Origin of the sequence: Dyadobacter jejuensis (assembly GCF_003149085.1) — a bacterium.
Classification (GTDB): domain Bacteria; phylum Bacteroidota; class Bacteroidia; order Cytophagales; family Spirosomataceae; genus Dyadobacter; species Dyadobacter jejuensis.
This window is the reverse complement of sequence record NZ_QGDT01000004.1, coordinates 271,584-288,307: the sequence shown is the minus strand read 5'-3', so window position 1 is coordinate 288,307 and position 16,724 is coordinate 271,584. Positions and strand designations below refer to the sequence as shown.

At 44.5% G+C, this 16,724-nt stretch carries 16 protein-coding genes; 5 read left to right on the top strand and 11 right to left on the bottom strand.

The features are described 5' to 3' along the window. Positions 1-15: 15 nt before the first annotated feature. The 4 genes from CLV98_RS10440 to CLV98_RS10425 form a co-directional block, all read right to left on the bottom strand. A complete protein-coding gene (locus tag CLV98_RS10440) occupies positions 16-1,092 on the bottom strand; it encodes an NAD(P)/FAD-dependent oxidoreductase (RefSeq protein ID WP_109674256.1) in 1,077 nt (358 codons plus the stop codon). A 2-nt stretch (positions 1,093-1,094) separates the two neighbouring features. After that, complete coding sequence (gene cmk, locus CLV98_RS10435) at positions 1,095-1,805, bottom strand: (d)CMP kinase (RefSeq protein WP_109674255.1); 711 nt, start codon at positions 1,803-1,805, stop codon at positions 1,095-1,097. A 264-nt stretch (positions 1,806-2,069) separates the two neighbouring features. Continuing rightward, positions 2,070-2,654 (bottom strand): LutC/YkgG family protein, encoded by a 585-nt coding sequence (locus CLV98_RS10430; RefSeq protein ID WP_109674254.1) that lies wholly within the window; start codon positions 2,652-2,654, stop codon positions 2,070-2,072. A gap of 71 nt (positions 2,655-2,725) precedes the next feature. Continuing rightward, a complete protein-coding gene (locus tag CLV98_RS10425) occupies positions 2,726-4,102 on the bottom strand; it encodes a lactate utilization protein B (RefSeq protein ID WP_109674253.1) in 1,377 nt (458 codons plus the stop codon). A gap of 243 nt (positions 4,103-4,345) precedes the next feature. Here CLV98_RS10425 and CLV98_RS10420 point away from each other — a divergent pair, with 243 nt between their 5' ends. Beyond that, entirely contained in the window at positions 4,346-4,741 is a 396-nt protein-coding gene (locus CLV98_RS10420; protein ID WP_109674252.1) for a T9SS type A sorting domain-containing protein, read from the top strand. 44 nt (positions 4,742-4,785) lie between these two features. Here CLV98_RS10420 and CLV98_RS10415 read toward each other — a convergent pair whose 3' ends face one another. From CLV98_RS10415 to CLV98_RS10390, 6 genes are all read right to left on the bottom strand, one after another. Continuing rightward, complete coding sequence (locus CLV98_RS10415; RefSeq protein ID WP_109674251.1) at positions 4,786-5,574, bottom strand: (Fe-S)-binding protein; 789 nt, start codon at positions 5,572-5,574, stop codon at positions 4,786-4,788. 1 nt (position 5,575) lies between these two features. Further along, positions 5,576-6,322 carry an endonuclease/exonuclease/phosphatase family protein gene (locus tag CLV98_RS10410; RefSeq protein WP_229203308.1) on the bottom strand — a complete coding sequence of 249 codons (747 nt, stop codon included), beginning with the start codon at positions 6,320-6,322 and terminating at the stop codon, positions 5,576-5,578. A gap of 196 nt (positions 6,323-6,518) precedes the next feature. Further along, positions 6,519-7,352, bottom strand: coding sequence for an amidohydrolase family protein (locus CLV98_RS10405; protein ID WP_109674250.1), 834 nt, complete (start codon positions 7,350-7,352; stop codon positions 6,519-6,521). Between the two features lie 58 nt (positions 7,353-7,410). After that, positions 7,411-8,271: a fumarylacetoacetate hydrolase family protein gene (locus CLV98_RS10400; RefSeq protein WP_109674249.1), complete on the bottom strand. Its 861-nt coding sequence runs from the start codon at positions 8,269-8,271 to the stop codon at positions 7,411-7,413. A gap of 77 nt (positions 8,272-8,348) precedes the next feature. Beyond that, complete coding sequence (locus tag CLV98_RS10395; RefSeq protein ID WP_109674248.1) at positions 8,349-9,122, bottom strand: SDR family NAD(P)-dependent oxidoreductase; 774 nt, start codon at positions 9,120-9,122, stop codon at positions 8,349-8,351. Positions 9,123-9,195: 73 nt separating this feature from the next. Beyond that, positions 9,196-10,848 (bottom strand): UxaA family hydrolase, encoded by a 1,653-nt coding sequence (locus CLV98_RS10390; RefSeq protein ID WP_109674247.1) that lies wholly within the window; start codon positions 10,846-10,848, stop codon positions 9,196-9,198. Between the two features lie 261 nt (positions 10,849-11,109). On the opposite strand from CLV98_RS10390, the gene CLV98_RS10385 reads away from it, so the two are divergent. The 4 genes from CLV98_RS10385 (at position 11,110) to CLV98_RS10370 (ending at position 15,787) form a co-directional block, all read left to right on the top strand. Beyond that, a complete protein-coding gene (locus CLV98_RS10385; RefSeq protein ID WP_109674246.1) occupies positions 11,110-11,976 on the top strand; it encodes an AraC family transcriptional regulator in 867 nt (288 codons plus the stop codon). Positions 11,977-12,065: 89 nt separating this feature from the next. Then, entirely contained in the window at positions 12,066-13,691 is a 1,626-nt protein-coding gene (gene ade / locus CLV98_RS10380) for an adenine deaminase (protein WP_109674439.1), read from the top strand. Between the two features lie 159 nt (positions 13,692-13,850). Beyond that, on the top strand, positions 13,851-14,432 hold the full coding sequence (locus tag CLV98_RS10375; RefSeq protein WP_109674245.1) for an RNA polymerase sigma factor: 582 nt from the start codon (positions 13,851-13,853) through the stop codon (positions 14,430-14,432). Between the two features lie 86 nt (positions 14,433-14,518). Continuing rightward, positions 14,519-15,787, top strand: coding sequence for a replication-associated recombination protein A (locus CLV98_RS10370; protein ID WP_109674244.1), 1,269 nt, complete (start codon positions 14,519-14,521; stop codon positions 15,785-15,787). Between the two features lie 2 nt (positions 15,788-15,789). Here the strand turns inward: CLV98_RS10370 and CLV98_RS10365 are convergent, their stop codons facing one another. Next, positions 15,790-16,125, bottom strand: coding sequence for a hypothetical protein (locus tag CLV98_RS10365; protein ID WP_109674243.1), 336 nt, complete (start codon positions 16,123-16,125; stop codon positions 15,790-15,792). Positions 16,126-16,724: the final 599 nt, after the last annotated feature.

The window sequence follows — 16,724 nt, the reverse complement described above, 5'->3', positions numbered from 1 at the left end:
GCAATTGGTCAGTCTTCAACGGAAATATAACGAAAAATACCTTTTAATATTCACAAATGAATTCAATTCTTTGCCATTTTCAAGATGTTCAACGAATTCATTTGCAAAATAAGGTGCTAATGTTACTCCTTTTGTTCCCAATCCATTAAAAATACACAACCTATCCAGGTCAGGGTGGCGCCCTACCAATGGTCGGCGGTCCCGAACGGAGGGCCTGATACCAGCCTTTTGAGTGATGGTCGTAAATTGTCCCTTTAGTAAGGAGCTAAGTTTACCTTCTAGCTCCTCGCGTGCTGAAGTGGTTGATTCCCAATCGAGCGGATCCCAAGCATAAGTAGCGCCTACTTTGCAATAGTTGGCAGATGTAGGAAGCAGAAATATCCCCTGATTGACCATATATGGGTTGAGTTTTTCTTGGGTTTGTACCTCAAGAATCTCGCCTTTCACGGGTGTAAAAGGCAACCAATTAAAGTAACGATCGTGTTGTCCCAGTGCACCCTGGCTCAAAATAACCTTTCCGAACCGCAATCCTTTCCATTGAATACACTCCGCCTCGGGTTGCAGATCGTTGGCGTCGAACCCCTCGGCCCTAAAACATTGATGCTGCTGAAAGTAGTGGCGACTTTCGGCTATAAAGATAGGGAGATCGACCCATCCTGATCGGACGATATGAAGCCCCCCGTGTGGTGCCTTAATATAAGGTACCACCTCTTCGGCCACCAGCGGCTCACCTACATAGGACGCCAGTGCGGGATCGGCCGACTGGGCCAAATACGAATTTTGTTCTTCTATGCTCCTATAAGGCCTAATAAAAGGTAAATGATGCAAGAAAGAGACGTTCAGCTTTTTCTCTATTTCCCCATAAAAGGTAGAGGCGTAGGGGAAAATAGTATCGGCCATCCAGGTCTTCACCAGTTTTTTGCCAGTGAGCGGATTAAAAATACCTGCCGCCACCAGCGAAGAAGCCGGCAATGCGGGCAAATCTACAATAAGAATCCGCTTTCCCCTTTCCAAGAGCGTCCAAGCGAGGGTAGTCCCTCCTATTCCTTGACCCACTATCAAATAGTCATAATCCACTGCTTGCTCTTCCATGGTTATATGCCGCCAAAGTTTCGCTTTCGCAAGTTGAGCCCTATTTGTTCGTCGGCCAACCTAACCACCATATCCACTTGCTCATCGAGCGTCATTAGGGAGTTGTCGATATAGACGGCATCGGCAGCCTGTTTTAAAGGACTCTCGGCTCGGGTAGTATCTATAAGATCGCGGTGTTTCAGGTTTTCAAAGATTTTCTCTATCCCAATCATTTCCCCCTTTTCCATAAGCTCCAGCTGGCGCCGTTGGGCCCTTATATACGGATCGGCCGTCATGAATATCTTGAGCTCCGCCTCCGGAAACACCACGGTTCCTATGTCGCGACCGTCCATCACGATACCCCTGGTTTTGCCCATCCGCTGTTGCTGTGCCACCAGGGCGTGTCGGACAGCTGGAATGGCACTCACCTCACTGACCTTATCCGATACATACATTTTACGTATCTCCTCTTCTACATTCAATCCGTTGAGATAGGTATCATTTTTACCGGTTCCAACATGCATTCGGAAACTGATGTGAATTTGGCTGAGGGCCATCTCCACTTCCTTGGGGTTGGATAAGGTTACATGATTTTGAAGGAAATATAGGGTAACAGCCCTATACATAGACCCTGTGTCGATATACGGGTAGTTGAGCTGCTGAGCTACTAACTTGGCAGTTGTACTCTTACCACAACTAGAATAGCCATCGATGGCCACGATTATTTTTGGCATAAAAAATTAGAGTTTGTAGGCTATCTTGTTCCGTATCAAATAACTCATGAGGCAAAGGGATAGCGTCCCTCTGCCAATTGCTGTTTTTTGCCTTAACAACATTCGCAAGCCAGACCAAAACTCGGAATACATAATTAATTAAAAACATCGAAATTATGTATTTTTAAAGAAATTCTGAAACCTATGCCCATATAATTCCCTATAAGTTGTCCCTGAATGTGTGGAGCTACTTCGGGGGCACTAAGGAATTCTTTATATTCAACATTACTCTTCCAGCAAGTACACCACCAAACTTCTGGAGCCGTGCGCACCAATTACCAGCGACTGCTCGATGTCGGCCGTCTTGGAGGGGCCAGAGATGAAGCACCCCCATCCCGTGGTGTCGGTCAGCCTTTTATAAGCCTCATGCATATTGCCTACCAAATTTTGGGCAGGGATCACTAAGGCCAGATTTTGAGTGATAAATGGCAAGACTCGGTGGGGCAAATGAGCATCAGAAATCCAGATAGCCCCATTTTCAGCCACTCCAAATTCAGCCTTTAATACCGCCAATTCCAGAGTCTCTAGTTCATGAGGATCCGAAACCGACAGGCTGAAGTCGGCCCAAGGAAGCAAGCTGGGGATGGTCGTCGCCCTGTTCACCACACCTTCATACCGAGCGGTTAGCAATTGCAATAACTCCGTTTCGTTTTTGACCGGAACAACTTCGGTATATACCGTTTTGAGTAGTTCAGTAAATGTCTCGGTTAGGTCCGCAAAATCGCTCTCAAAAGAGAGGGTCTCTGGAAGGACCAATTCCGCAGGTTTATTGATTTTAATTTGTTCTAATATATGATCTCTGGCACTCATGCGATAAAATTTATAGGCTTTGTGAACAAAACTTACTCCCCTTAGCTACCTATAGGGAGATAAATGGATGATCAATTTTCCCTGTTTCTTACATACCAATCCCTAAAACTCTCCTTGGGTGGCTCAGGCATTTCGCGCTGTTTATACCAAGGGTTCATTGCGTTATTGACTACGAAAGGAACCGAGCGCATAACGGCCCTCCCTAACCTCCCCGACCACTGATAAAAACGTGGCTGAGAGAGCACTACCGACATGGCTTTAATCCCCATTTGCTTGCCTTTAGGGACATGTCCATTCTTGGCCAGAACCTGTCGCCATTTATATAGCTGATCGTGGATATCTATTTTCACCGGACAAACATTGGAACAACTACCGCATAAGGTACTTGCGAAGGGCAAATCTGCATTTTTGGTCATATCGAGATTAGGAGCCAAAATAGAGCCTATTGGTCCTGCCACAGCATTATGATAGCTATGCCCTCCACTCCGCCTATATACCGGACAGGTATTCATACAAGCTCCACAACGGATACACTTCAAAGAATTCCGAAAGTCCTCTCGCCCCAGCTGGGTACTGCGCCCGTTGTCGAGTATTACCACGTGCATTTCTTGTCCCTCCCGAGGTTTTTTAAAATGACTACTGTAAGTAGTGATGGGTTGGCCAGTAGCACTGCGTGCTAAGAGTCTTAGAAAGACCCCTAAATGTTCCTGCTTTGGAATTATTTTTTCGAATCCCATACAGGCAATATGTACATCGGCCAGATGCGCCCCCATATCGGCGTTGCCTTCGTTGGTGGCTACTACAAACCCTCCCGTCTCCGCTACGGCGAAGTTCACACCGGTAAGGGCCGCTCTGCGGGTAAGAAACTTATCGCGTAAATGTTGCCGGGCCGCTTCTGTTAAGTACTGAGGATCGGTGGCCCCAGCGTCGGTACCGAGGTGTTCATGAAACAGATCGCCGATGTCTTTTTTCTTAAGGTGGATCGCAGGCAGTACGATATGGCTGGGCGGCTCTTGCCTCAGCTGTACGATTCGCTCCCCCAAGTCGGTATCGATCACATCGATGCCGTTTTGGGCCAAAAATTCATTCATATGGCACTCTTCAGTAAGCATCGACTTACTCTTTACCATTTGTTGCACCTGGTGCTTTTTCAAAATATCCAGGACGATCCGATTGTGTTCGGAAGCATCCTTGGCCCAATGAACGATTACGCCATTTTCCTTGGCGTTCCGCTCAAACTCCACCAGCAGCCTATCCAAATGGGATAATACATAGTGTTTTATTTGTGAGCCTGCCTCACGTAAGGCTTCCCATTCAGGAATATTTTTAGAGGATTTATCCCTTTTTTGACGAACAAACCAAAGGGTTTCATCATGCCAATTGACATAACCCTCGTCTTTGTTGAAGACCTCGGAGGCCTCTGCGTGATCCTTTGGAAGTATAGACATGGCAACTTTAACAATTAGTTAATAGTACTTTATAAAGAACTTCAATTGAACTCCTTATAAACATTGTACTATATCAAGTTTACAGTTTATTTAATAAACAATATTAACCCAAACCAGAATCAGCCTATTTCATTGTATAGCAATACCTTATATATTTGCCATACAAAGTTTTTCGATTGGGTAATCGGAATCTGATCAAAGTTTTGATTTAACTTTTTTTAGATACATTAAATTTTTACTCCTATGAAAATCACAAAAACAATGTTATCCTTCGCCCTGTGTGGCGCATTCCTTTTGGGGATCATTTCGAATGGTCAGGCCCAAAACAATCCAGAAGCAAAGCCATTGACACAAACCGTCAATCAAGATAAATTATCCGTAATTCAATCCAAACCAATGCAATTCCGGGTATCCTATTTGGCTCCTAAAACGGAGGTGATTTATGTACGCATTTATGACCTTCAACACAACATATTATTTTCTGAGTCCAAGCGTGTCGATGCACAATATGTCAAATCTTTTGACCTCTCCAATATCGCCGATGGTACCTATACCTTCGAAATAACGGATGGAAAAGAGAAGCATGCACAGACGTTTGATATACTTACCAAAACGAGTCGCGTGGCATCGGCCAACTAAACGTTGTCGGCGGCTTCTCAGATTCTGAATTCCGAAACTTTGTATTATACCGGCTCTCCTTGGGGGGTCGGTATTTCTATATGGCTACCGTTCAGAATCTGTGCAATATGAATGACCTCTACCTTTGATCCCCCCCTTTTGAGGATCCCCTCGAGGTGCATCAGGCAACTCATATCGGAACCGGTAATGTACGCCGCCCCATTCCGCTGATGATCGGAAACTCTATCCTTGCCCATTTTTACGGAGATAGCCTCTTCACTTACACAGAAAGTACCACCAAATCCGCAGCATTCGTCCTTTCGGTCCAGCTCTACCAGCTCTAAGCCTTGGACCTTCGAGAGTAAGTCGACAGGTTTTGAATAAGCTGGAGCATTTAATTCACTCATTTGTGCCAAGTGAAGCCCCCGTTGCCCATGGCATCCTTGGTGCAAGCCCACCTTATGGGGAAAAGATGACTTTATTTCCGTAATCTTTAAGACGTCGGTAATAAACTCAACCAGTTCGTACACCTTCGTTCTTAAGACTTTGGAGGCCGCCTCGCGACCTTCTACCTTCATATGTTCTTTCAGATGCAAGACACAACTGCCAGAAGGTGACACTACATAGTCGCAGCCTGCAAAACAATCGTAGAACAGTTGATTACAGGCTCCCGTCATATTCTCGAAGCCTGAGTTGGCCATGGGTTGTCCACAGCAGGTTTGGTTGGTCGGAAACAAGACCTTGCAACCTAGCTTTTCCAATAACTCCAGGGTGGCAACCCCCACTTGCGGGTAGAACTGATCGACGTAACAAGGGATAAATAGGCCGACTTTTAATTCAGAAATAGACTTCATATTACCAAAATTCTATGGTGGCTGTTATGGGATAGTGATCGGACACTTCGGGGTATTTCCTAATGACCTTATAATGACTCACCCTTACACTATTATTCAATAAAACAAAAATATAATCCAATCGGTCTCCCGATAGTCCTTCGTTCCAGGTGCTCAATAGCGAACCTTCTGCTGCATCTCGCCAGTTTTTCCTAAAAGAGAAATAGGGTTGTTCATTGGGACGAGCCCCCATATCCATTCCTAGTACCACCGGCTGAATGCTCTCCTCTAACATTCTATTGATATAAGCGGCCTGCAGGGCACGATCTAATACAGAGGCATACTCCAATCGAGAACTACAAAATCGAATTGAAAACCCCTTATGAAGCTTCACAAGCCCACATAATAACACCTTAGGATCGGCTCCGGGAGTGGATGGCAAATTAATGATCTGACTCTTTTCAAAAGGCCATCTCGAGAGTATGCCTACTCCTTGGCTTCCATTGTCGGAGCGATCGGTAATACCATATACATAGTACATCCCCGTTTGAATAGCCAGTTGTCGTAGTTGAAACTGAATTTTACCTTCCGTTTCCAGGCTATCCACCGCCTGTAGGGCCACCAAGTCGGGCTTTTCATTTTGAATAATTTTTAATATACCGAGCATATTATTTTGCTCGTCCATGCCAATACCATGTCGTATATTAAAGCTCATGACCTTTACTTCGGTGGCCCTTTTATGTTCGGTACTGGTTAAGGTGAGCATCATCAAAAGTAATAAAACCGCATGCACTGCCCTCTTAACCAGACCAAACCTTTTGCTTTTCTTCGGTGGACTATACATTTAAACAAATACCATAATTTTAGACTAAACAGTTGTATTTGCTTAAATTAACTAGTCTTATTTCTATTTTTCAAATTTTAATATTACTACCCGACACCTGCTTACCTGAGTATTTCGAAAATTAGGCCAGCTCAAGGCGATAAAACTTCGCGGCATTCCCCCCCATAATCTTCTCACGATCCGTGTTCTCGAAAGAGGCAAGATATTGGTCGAGCACTTGTTTCATTTCTTTATACGATGCGGCCACAAGGCATACTGGCCAATCGGAGCCAAACATCAGGCGATCGGGACCAAAAGCCTCGAAAACCACATCGAGATAAGGGGTAAAATCGGATGGCTTCCAAGCCGTCCAGTCCGCCTCGGTGACCATACCCGACACCTTACAGGACACATTGGGCAATGATGCCAACTGGACCATCCCCTCAGCCCAAGCGTCGACTTCCCCCTTCTTGATATACGGCTTGGCAATATGATCGACGACCATTCTTACTTCTGGCAACTGTCGGGCAAACTCAAAAGCCTCTTGCAGCTGGTGCGGATATATCAGGATATCGTAACTAAAATCGAATGCCGCTAGGGCTCTTACCCCTTTTACAAATTGCGTATCGAGCATAAACCCGTCGGGTTCTCCCTGAACCACATGGCGGAATCCTTTTAGTTTTTCGAACTGTGTCAGGCGGTCTAGCTGGTCGTATAGATCCTTATCTTTTAGGTCGATCCAGCCGACCACCCCCTTGATAAACTCATTGGCCTCTGCCTGTTGCAGCAAGAAAGTCGTTTCGGAATCGGACTGGCTGGCCTGAACGGCCACACAACCCCCAATCCCATTTTCATCGAGAATCGGCTTTAAGTCCTCTGGAAGAAAATTCTTCTGAATCACCGACATCTCGGTAGTGATCCATGAATCACGTATTGGATCGAAAAACCAAAAATGTTGATGCGAATCGATATACATTCCTAAATACTGTTTGGAAAGGATTAAAAATCACTGATAAACATTCTCAAACGCCCTTTCAAGCCTTCCAAGCCTGAGCCTCCTGACGTTGTACCCCAAGCCCTTCAATTCCTAACTCTACGATATCGCCTGGTTTCAAGTATACCTGTGGCTTCATACCTAGCCCTACGCCCGCCGGAGTCCCCGTCGTGATAACATCACCCGGAAGTAAACTCATAAACTGGCTAAGGTAGCTTACCAGGAATGGAATTTGGAAAATCATATCCGAAGTATTGCTATCTTGAATCTTTTTACCATTCAATGAAAGCCAAAGATCCAGCTGATTGGGATTGGCCACATCACTCGCAGGTACCAGGTAGGGTCCTATTGGAGCAAAGGTATCGTTGCTCTTTCCTTTCACCCATTGCCCACCTCTTTCTAGCTGGTAAGCCCGCTCCGAATAGTCGTTATGAATGGCATATCCTGCCACATAACTCAAAGCATCCTCTTCAGATACATAGCTGGCCCTTTTGCCGATTACTACGGCCAATTCTACTTCCCAGTCGGTCTTCTCTGATCCGCGTGGAATCACCACGTTATCGAAGGGTCCGCATAGCGCCGAGGTTGCTTTAAAAAAGATAATCGGCTCTTTAGGAAGCTCCGTAGCACCTGACTCGTAAGCATGCTTGGCATAGTTCATCCCCACGCAGACAATCTTTGAAGGGCGAGCCACACAGGATCCATAGCGAAAGCCTTTTTCCAAAATGGGACAGTCGGCCTGGTTCTCTTTTAACCATTCCTGCAAACGGGAAAGGCCATCGGTAGCAAAAAACTGCTCATTAAAATCTTCTCCAAAGCCAGAAACATCTAAGGACTTACCATCGCTTAGTTCAACACCTGGCTTTTCTTGTTCAAACGCACCAAAACGAAATAATTTCATTATATCAATAGATTTATGGGCTACCTAAGCGGCCACTTATTACACATCAATTCTTTTCAAATTTCCAACGGAAATCGTTAGGTATTCAATTTTTCAAAACCTCCGTCAATCAAATAATCGCAGCCCGTTACGAATCCCGCCTCATCGGAACATAGGTAAAGTGCCAAGGCACCAATTTCATCAGGCTTGGCCATACGACCAATGGGTTGGGTTTTCGATAATTTTTCGAACATCTCCGCTTCCTTGCCTGGATAATTTTTCTTTAAAAAACCGTCTACAAAAGGAGTATGTACCCGGGCAGGAGATATACTATTGCATCGAATGTTCTGATCCAGATAGTCCCTGGCCACCGACAAAGTCATGGAATACACCGCACCTTTGGCGGCAGAATAGGCGAAGCGATCGACCAGCCCTACGGTAGCGGCAATAGAGGCCATATTTAATATTACCCCACCTCCGGCGCCGATCATATGGGGCAGCGTGACGTTCAGGCAATTATAAACCCCTTTGATATTTACCTGGTATATTTTATCCATATCCTCTTCAGAGGTGGTATGCGCCTTGCCAATATGGGCAATTCCAGCATTGTTGACCAGGATGTTGATAGGGCCTAAGGTGGCAATCGCATCGACCACCTTCCGAACTTGGGCCTGATCGGCCACGTTGACGACATGCGCCTGAGCCAACCCACCATTCTTAATGATGTCGGCAGCCACTTGCTGAGCCAAATCTTCATTTAGCTCCAAAATATGTACGAAGGCTCCTTGCTTGGCAAAAGTTTGGCTTATCGCCAAACCAATCCCACTGGCACCTCCAGTAACAATCACTACTTTACCTTTTAAACTAAACATATTTTTTCTTTCAAAGAATAATACTCTGTTCTTTGGCACCTACTTCGAGGCAGACACCAAAGAGGTGAATCAATTAAAGGGATACCCCTCTTTTCCAGGGGATAAAGTCATCTTGTCCTAATTGTTGCGCCTTTGTGAGCTCTCCGCTAGCCGCCTTAATGACATACTCCAGCAGATTTTCTGCATTTTCTTCTATAGATTGGCTCCCGTCGACTACGGGCCCGCAGTCGAAGTCGATCACGTCGGGCATCCGCTCGGCTAGCTTAGTATTGGTCGCCACCTTAGCCACCGGACATACCGGGTTACCCGTTGGGGTCCCCAAGCCAGTGGTGAACAGAATCATATTGGCACCGGCGGCTGTTTGTCCCGTGGTAGCTTCTACATCGTTACCTGGTGTACATACCAGATGTAGCCCAGGTAGCGTAGCCCTTTCGGTGTAGTTTAACACATCGGCAATATAGGCGTTACCTCCTTTTTTGGCGGCACCCGCCGACTTGATGGCATCGGTGATCAGCCCATCTTTAATATTGCCTGGGGAGGGGTTGAAGGCAAAGGCAGAGCCTACAGCTTCCGCTTTTCCGGCGTAGTCCCTCATTAGTTTCTCAAATTTGGCTGCTTTTTCTTCGGTAACACACCGGTTGAGCAATTCCTGTTCTACTCCATTGAGTTCAGGAAACTCTGCCAGTAAGGTTTGGCCTCCCAGGCCTACAACCAGGTCGGAAAGGTGTCCTAATACCGGGTTGGCCGATATCCCAGAAAAGCCATCGGATCCTCCGCATTTTAGTCCAACGCTCAATTTGGACAAAGGTGCCGCCTCCCTTTCAAATTGATTTATCTTGGTAAGTCCATTAAAGGTCTCTTTAATGGCTCCGGACATCAATGAATATTCCGTTCCTTTTTGGTGCTCAAAAGCAAAGAATGGCTTATCAAAGTTGGGGTCCCTTTTCTTAATTTCGTCTTCTAAGGTTTTCAATTCAGAGTTTTGGCATCCCAAACTCAATACCGTAATACCCGCCACATTGGGGTGAACGGCATAGGCAGCAAAAAGCGCACAAAGGGTATTGGCATCCTGGCGTGTCCCTCCACAACCCCCTTCATGAGTCAAGAATTTGATTCCATCGACATTGGGAAAAGGGCGCTCTGAAAACTGCCCCTGGTCAGGCTTTTCGGCAAAGGTCTCTAGCCGCTTCAATTGGCTGTTATCACCCGTTTTGTAAGCCTCTAACATAGCATGAACATGCCGACGGTACAGGTCGGTTTGGGCATATCCCAATTCCCTTTCAAAAGCATCCTTCATGATCAGAACATTCCTGTTTTCACAGAACACGAGGGGCAGAACCAGCCAGTAATTATAGGTACCTACACGGCCGTCGGCACGATGGTACCCATTAAAGGTACGATCGGCCCATTTGCTTACATCAGGCTGGGTATAGCTATAGGGTTGGCGATTGGCCGTGCTATAGTCGTGAGCATCATGCTTTAGGTTAAAAGTAGTAATAGGTTCCCCTCTCTTAATAGGCTGGGTGGCTCGTCCCACCAACACCCCATACATGATGATGGCGCCTCCTGTATCGATATCCTCGGTAACAAATTTGTGTTTGGCCATTACCCCATAAGGTAAGGTATATTGCTCCCCCAGGTATTCAGCTACCGCATTGGACTCTTGATCACGCAGGGCTACAATTACATTATCGGAAGGATGAACTTTTAAAAATTTAGACGCCATGTTATATTTTATTGTTATTTATTAAGTCAAGAAATTATCTCTGAAGCAAATCTATGGAGGCATTTCGGATAAAACCACTGAATTACATAAGAGATTAATCAGTAGCTGAAATACTGATCAAAGAAACATAATTTTTCGGTTCCTGACTTTCTACGACAAAATAATGAAATATAAGTCATGAGAAATTTTACATTTCTAGCATTATCTTAAACTATATTGGCAACAAAATACTTAAATTCGTCACTTAAGTGTATTTAAGCTATGAAACCACAATTAATTAAGGTACCAAAGGCTACCCAAAATTCCTTTAGCATTCGAAGGGATGTGGTACTGTACTTTTACGATCGTTGGCATTATCACCCCGAAATGGAGCTAGTTTTGATCGAACAGGGATCGGGCCGACAATTTATAGGCGATAACATCCAGAACTTCCATAACGGCGATCTCTTGTTGATAGGGCCCAATTTACCACATTATTGGCGCTGCGATGACAAATACTTTGAGGGCCACGAAAACCTGCACGCTCAGGCTACAGTTCTTCACTTTTTACCCGATCTGTTCGGCACCACCTTCCTTGAGCTCCCCGAAAACAAACCCCTCCGCGACTTATTCCAAAAGGCGGCTTCAGGCCTAAAGTTCAATGGCAAAATAAAAGAGCAAGTTATACCCTTAATGCAACAATTGCTGCGAAACCCCAAGGAAAACCGAATCATCCTTTTGCTTCAAATATTAAACAAGCTGGCATTTGCCTCCGATACCGTACAGTTGTCCAACGACTTTAACTTAAAGTCCCTGGATCCCTTCGATACGGACCGGATCAATGCCATATATAGCTATACCTTACAGAATTTCCAAAAGAAGATTAGCATTGCAGAAATAGCCGATATTGCCAATATTAGCCCACATTCCTTTTGTCGGTATTTTAAGAGTCGGAGTCGAAAAACGTACTCCCAGTTTCTAATAGAGCTTCGGATAGGGCATGCTTGCAAGCTATTACTGGAAGAAAAGTGGCCCGTTGCCCAGATTTGCTTCGAAAGTGGGTTTAATAACTTCGCCAATTTTAACAAATGTTTTAAAAATATAATGGGAATCAGTCCATTACAATACCAAAAAAATAATCGCTACTAGTGCCCAGCGACTTTTAAGAAGTATATTCGGTAATAATATCCATTAAAACTGCTGGTAGCCAAATGGCTAAGGCATTCAAAAGATACCTTATGAGAGTCAACCATATTAATCTGCTCGACAGAACAATACAAGAAGTAGTCCTTACCATTTCGGGTGCAAAAATTCAATCCTTGGCTCCTGTGGGCCCCGAAAACCAGGCTTTACCTTATCTTCTACCTGGGTTTGTAGATGCCCACGTACATATAGAGAGCTCTATGCTCACGCCCAGCCAGTTTGCTCGAATGGCCGTAACCCATGGCACAGTGGCTACGGTGTCCGATCCGCACGAAATCGCCAATGTATTGGGCATCGATGGCATTAACTTCATGATAACAGACGGGAAACGCACCCCCTTCAAATTCTGCTTTGGAGCGCCATCCTGCGTCCCTGCAACGAGTTTTGAAACTGCGGGAGCCCATATCGATGCGGCCGACATAGCCGCCCTTATGGCTAGAGAGGATATAGGCTATTTAGCAGAAGTGATGAACTTCCCTGGAGTACTCCACGGAGATCCAGAACTTTTGGCAAAGATCGCCCACGCGCAAGACGTCCAAAAACCTATTGACGGGCATGCTCCGGGGCTCAGGGGCCAAGCCGCCAAGGACTACATAGACCGGGGGATCAGTACCGACCACGAATGCTTCACTTATGAGGAGGCCAAGGAAAAAATTGGGTACGGGGCCAAAATATTGATTCGAGAAGGGAGCGCAGCCAGAAACTTTGATGCCCTCATTCCATTGATGGCCCATCATCCCGAGAGACTCATGTTTTGTTCCGACGACAAGCATCCCGATTCTTTGGAGGAAGGGCATATTAACCTTCTGGTAAAAAGAGCCCTTGCCCTAGGCTACGACCTGTGGGATGTACTCACCTGTGCTTGTGTCAACCCCGTGCTGCACTACCATTTGCCTGTCGGGCTAACGCGGGTGGGCGATCCGGCTGATTTTATTATTGTAGACAACCTCCAGGATCTGAATATCATAGAAAATTGGCTTGATGGCAACAAAGTAGCCGACCAGGGAGTCTCCTTACTACCCGACCTGAGGAGCGAACATATCAATAAAATGGACTGCCAAGCCACCGTAGCAGAAGATTTCAGAATATCCGCAAAAAAAACCGACCTCCCAGTAAGGGTAATACAAGCCTTAGAGGGTCAACTAATTACAAATGAACTAAGGGATACTTTAAATATCCGAGACGGGTATTATCAAGTAGACTTGGAAAAAGACATTTTAAAATTGACCGTTATTAACCGATACCATCCAGCTAAGCCGGGGCTATCCTTTATCAATAATTTTGGACTTAAAGAAGGCGCAATAGCGTCGTCGGTGGGGCACGATTCCCATAATATTCTGGCAGTTGGATGTGACGATGAGAGTATTAGTCGTGCCGTCAATTTGGTGATTGAAGCTAAGGGCGGATTGTCGGCGGTAGGGGCACACCAGGAAATGATAATCCCTTTGCCTATTGCTGGCCTAATGAGCGACGTGGAAGGATACGAAATTTCGAGACAATATACTTTACTGGACCAATTCGTGAAAACCAATTTGAAATCTACCTTAAACGCTCCATTTATGACCCTTTCATTTATGGCTCTTTTGGTGATCCCTCATCTAAAACTAAGCGATAAGGGACTTTTCGATGTGAATGAATTCAAACTTATCGTAGCGGAATAATACAATTCTAATAACTTTAGATATAATACAATTCATTTGGAATATGATTTTTACCTGAAATATTTTTTTTAATCTATTATTTTATAAATATATTTACCAGCGATTTTTTGACCCTTATAAATTCCTAATTCCTAACCCCATCAAATCCTAAACCTTAAAATGGCACATTTACGCTACAAACAAGAAGAAGAACTCAATTTCTGGGATCAATTTAGAAAAGGAGATGAGTATGCCTATGCCTGCTTATATCGCTCCTATGTTAACATTTTGTATCAGTATTGTTCACAATTTACCATCGACAAACCGTTGATCAAAGATTGCATTCACGACCTGTTTGTGGAGCTCTGGAAAAACCGTAACACCCTTGGAGATACGACCTCGGTGCGGTTTTATTTAATGGCCTCCATCAAGCGTAAACTGGTACGACACCTTAACGCCCAGCAGAAGCATACCAGCAACGAAGACATCCCTGTCGAATACTGGCACATTCATACCCCCTCTCATGAAAATCATATGATCTCTGAAGAGGAATTTGACCTCACCAACCATCATTTGAATTCGGCTATTCATAACCTACCAAAAAGACAAAGGGAGGCGGTATTTCTCAAATTCTATATGAACCTCAACAATCACGAAATTGCCGATTTGATGAAGATAAATATTCAGTCGGTTTATAACTTGATCTTTGGCGCATTAGGCAACCTTAAAAAACAGATGGCATTGGAAAGCGTAACGATCTGACCGAAACCACCTATTAAAAAGCACGGCAAGAACTATGCCGTGCTTTTTTTGTTATACAGAGTATATTTAGTAGAAATACGCTGTTTATGAATCAAAGTACCCCCTTAGCAGAAAGGCTACGGCCTCGTAACATTAACGACTATATTGGACAACCAAAGCTAATGGGCCCCAATGGCCCATTGCGGAATGCCATCTCCCAAAACACCTTACCCTCCATGATCCTTTGGGGGCCTCCTGGAGTAGGTAAGACGACCCTCGCCCTGTTGATCGCAGAGGTATCCAAGCGCCCATTTTATAATTTGAGTGCCATCAATTCGGGAGTTAAAGAACTCCGTGAAATTCTGGCTAGGCCATCAGGCCTCTTTCCTGCCATCTTATTTATCGACGAAATACACCGGTACAACAAAACACAACAAGATGCCCTGCTAGGCGCCGTCGAAAAAGGGAAGGTCACGTTGATAGGAGCTACTACCGAAAACCCCTCTTTTGAAATCAACTCCGCCCTGCTTTCGCGATGCCAAGTATATGTATTAGAAGGCTTTGGAGAAAAAGAGTTGAAACAACTCATTATGAGGGCAGTTCAAACCGATCAGTGGCTATTGTCCAAAAATATTCGTTTCGAATCGGACCGAGCCCTGTTCCGACTATCTGGAGGAGACGGCCGGAAATTATTAAATCTATTGGAAATGGTGGTGTTGAGCCAAGGGGATCAAGCCGATATAGTTATAAACGATGAACTAGTAACCCATGTAGTTCAACAGAATATGGGTCGCTACGACAAATCGGGAGAGCAGCATTACGACATTATTTCGGCTTTTATTAAGTCGATACGAGGTAGTGACCCTAACGGCGCTTTATACTGGATGGCCCGTATGATTGTAGGTGGCGAAGATCCTGTTTTTATTGCCCGTCGAATGCTTATTCTCGCCTCCGAAGATATTGGCAATGCCAACCCTACGGCTATGATTATGGCCGAGTCATGCCTACAGACCGTAAAAGTGATTGGCTATCCCGAGTGCCGGATCCCCCTTTCTCAGGTAGCCATCTATTTGGCCACCTCTCCCAAGAGTAATGCCAGCTATCTGGCCATAGACAAGGCCTTGGCCTTAGCAAAGAACACCGAGCATCTATCGGTACCATTACATCTACGCAATGCACCTACTAAGCTAATGAAGGAGCTTGGATATGGGCAGGACTATCGGTATGCCCATGACTTCCCCGGCAACTTCATTGAACAGGACTTTTTACCGCAGGAAATTTCAGGGACCTTACTATACGAACCTGGCGTAAACAATAAGGAACAAGAGTTAAAGAAAAGACTACAGCAGTTATGGAAGAATCGGTACAACTACTAAGGTCAAAAGTCGTCCCTATAATCACTAGAGAATCGATTGGAATTGACTTTGCGAACCTTTGGTAGTTTGGGACGAAGCAACGATTTTTGCTGAAAACAACGCGTACTCATCCCGTTAGGATCCAAGACAGTACTGTGCTTAAAGGCACCACTTAATATTTGTACTTCAACAGACTGTCGGCTCCATTCCACTTTCATTTGAGCACCTAGCTTCTTTAAATTGGCCGGTGTTTCCATTTCTAATAAAAGTGCTTCCAATACAGATTCGATATAGGCCGACCCCCTTAATTTGGATCCAAATAAGGCATATTTTCGAATCGCATTTTCATTTGTCCTCATAGGATACGTCTAAAAATGGATAGAACTCCAACGTTTAAATTTTGCTAACACAAAGATAATCGCAGAAATTCTAATATAGAAAAAAAATATTAAATCATACCAATAGTTCAACCAATAAATAGAAATTATTTATCAATATTCTAGCCAAAATACCGGACTTTGCAACTATATTTTCATAGAGAAATCTCTACACAGTTCTTTCATTTCTATTTTTAGAACCAAGCTGCTCCCCTAGCCAGGACTCAAATTACCTTAACAAAAGGGCCAAGAATAAGGCTAGATATTCCTTAGACTTATAAAAACAAGAAAAGACACTATTTAAACGAGTAAAATCGTATTGACATTTATAACAGAAGGAAACATATAAATTAATTAGCTCACCAAATATAGCTCGAGGCGGATATAATAGGGATTTGCCCGGCCCTTGACCCCTGGAGCCGACCTATGTTTACTTGGCTAGCGTATGATATAAATATTTATTTGTTATATAGATAATTACCAATAATTAATTAACTTTGTTTTTGAAAACCTGTAATATGGTTCTCATAACGTTGAGTAAAATCGAACATCCCCGGGCCTTGCCTTCGGGATGTTTTTTT

Excerpts from the sequence above, each read along its gene's own strand:
- CLV98_RS10440 (WP_109674256.1), bottom strand. The coding sequence starts at position 1,092 with ATGGAAGAGCAAGCAGTGGATTATGACTATTTGATAGTGGGTCAAGGA.
- cmk (WP_109674255.1), bottom strand. The coding sequence starts at position 1,805 with ATGCCAAAAATAATCGTGGCCATCGATGGCTATTCTAGTTGTGGTAAG.
- CLV98_RS10430 (WP_109674254.1), bottom strand. The coding sequence starts at position 2,654 with ATGAGTGCCAGAGATCATATATTAGAACAAATTAAAATCAATAAACCT.
- CLV98_RS10425 (WP_109674253.1), bottom strand. The coding sequence starts at position 4,102 with ATGTCTATACTTCCAAAGGATCACGCAGAGGCCTCCGAGGTCTTCAAC.
- CLV98_RS10420 (WP_109674252.1), top strand. The coding sequence starts at position 4,346 with ATGAAAATCACAAAAACAATGTTATCCTTCGCCCTGTGTGGCGCATTC.
- CLV98_RS10415 (WP_109674251.1), bottom strand. The coding sequence starts at position 5,574 with ATGAAGTCTATTTCTGAATTAAAAGTCGGCCTATTTATCCCTTGTTAC.
- CLV98_RS10410 (WP_229203308.1), bottom strand. The coding sequence starts at position 6,322 with ATGATGCTCACCTTAACCAGTACCGAACATAAAAGGGCCACCGAAGTA.
- CLV98_RS10405 (WP_109674250.1), bottom strand. The coding sequence starts at position 7,352 with ATGTATATCGATTCGCATCAACATTTTTGGTTTTTCGATCCAATACGT.
- CLV98_RS10400 (WP_109674249.1), bottom strand. The coding sequence starts at position 8,271 with ATGAAATTATTTCGTTTTGGTGCGTTTGAACAAGAAAAGCCAGGTGTT.
- CLV98_RS10395 (WP_109674248.1), bottom strand. The coding sequence starts at position 9,122 with ATGTTTAGTTTAAAAGGTAAAGTAGTGATTGTTACTGGAGGTGCCAGT.
- CLV98_RS10390 (WP_109674247.1), bottom strand. The coding sequence starts at position 10,848 with ATGGCGTCTAAATTTTTAAAAGTTCATCCTTCCGATAATGTAATTGTA.
- CLV98_RS10385 (WP_109674246.1), top strand. The coding sequence starts at position 11,110 with ATGAAACCACAATTAATTAAGGTACCAAAGGCTACCCAAAATTCCTTT.
- ade (WP_109674439.1), top strand. The coding sequence starts at position 12,066 with ATGAGAGTCAACCATATTAATCTGCTCGACAGAACAATACAAGAAGTA.
- CLV98_RS10375 (WP_109674245.1), top strand. The coding sequence starts at position 13,851 with ATGGCACATTTACGCTACAAACAAGAAGAAGAACTCAATTTCTGGGAT.
- CLV98_RS10370 (WP_109674244.1), top strand. The coding sequence starts at position 14,519 with ATGAATCAAAGTACCCCCTTAGCAGAAAGGCTACGGCCTCGTAACATT.
- CLV98_RS10365 (WP_109674243.1), bottom strand. The coding sequence starts at position 16,125 with ATGAGGACAAATGAAAATGCGATTCGAAAATATGCCTTATTTGGATCC.